1 protein-coding gene is annotated in these 1,174 nt (G+C 40.4%); it reads left to right on the top strand.

Translation table 11 applies throughout. The annotated features are described in order from the left end of the window. On the top strand, window positions 1-1,090 hold a 1,090-nt coding region (locus F6K51_RS37805; protein WP_293031441.1), incomplete at its 5' end, for a reverse transcriptase domain-containing protein. Window positions 1,091-1,174: the final 84 nt, after the last annotated feature.

The raw sequence follows: 1,174 nt of genomic DNA, 5'->3' as shown, positions 1-1,174 counted from the left end.
ACCAGGACGGTCATGCCACGATGCCATCGAAGCAATATTCAAAGGTATCAGCAAAAACCCCAAATGGGTGTTAGATGCTGACATAACCAAGTGCTTTGATAAAATTAATCACGATGCCCTTCTAACTAAATTAAATACCTATCCATCCATGAAACGATTAATCAAACAATGGTTAAAAGCAGGCGTGATGGATAAAAGTACATTCTCCCCTACAAATGAGGGTACCCCTCAAGGTGGAATTATCTCTCCACTTTTAGCGAATATAGCCCTCCACGGAATGGAAAACCGGATAAAAGAGTACGCCGAAAGTCTACCCGGAAGTAAACGGGAAAACAGAAAAGCACTAAGTCTAATCCGATATGCAGATGACTTTGTTATCATGCACAAGAACCAAGAAGTGGTAGAAGAATGCCAAAGAATCATCGAGAAATGGCTAAAAGGCATAGGACTGGAATTGAAACCAAGCAAAACCAGATTGATTCACACACATAAAGGATTCGATTTTCTCGGATTCAACATACGACAATATAAAGTCGGAAAGTATCAATCTAAGCAAGGTTTCAAAACCATCATCAAACCATCAGAAAAGAAAGTGAAAGAGTATTATGAGCGGCTTTCATCAGAAATAGAGAAACATAAAGCCGCTCCACAAGAAGCCTTAATCAGGCATCTAAAACCCATGATAAGAGGGTGGTGTAACTACAACAGGTCGGCATGTAGCAAGAAAACTTACAAAAAACTCGACCATCTACTCTGGAACAAACTTCAAAGATGGGGATACAGGAGACACCCAAACAAATCAAAAGCCTGGGTAAACAAAAAGTATTGGGGAACAAAGGTTGAAAAACCTAAGAAACCCTGGGACGCTCCCAAAGTGGATAATTGGGTATTCATGGTCAATGAGGAAAATTACCTTAAAAAGCATGCCAAAACTGAAATAGTCAGGCATACCAAGGTCAAAGATACCCGAAGCCCATTTGACGGTGACCTAATATACTGGAGCAACCGAATGAGCAAACATCCTGAAATGACCAGTCAAAAGGGAAAGCTTTTGAAAAGGCAAAAAGGGTTTGAAGTTACCGTAAGATAGTGGAGCCTTTATAGTTGGTAGGTTATGGGTAAAAGGTTGAAGTCTTTTGTAGTAAGGCTCCACTATCTAAGGTTTCGTTTCCGG

The sequence above is a fragment of the Moorena sp. SIO3I8 genome (genome assembly GCF_010692325.1).
In the GTDB taxonomy this organism is placed as follows: Bacteria; Cyanobacteriota; Cyanobacteriia; order Cyanobacteriales; family Coleofasciculaceae; genus Moorena.
This window is presented reverse-complemented; position numbering and strand designations above follow the sequence as displayed.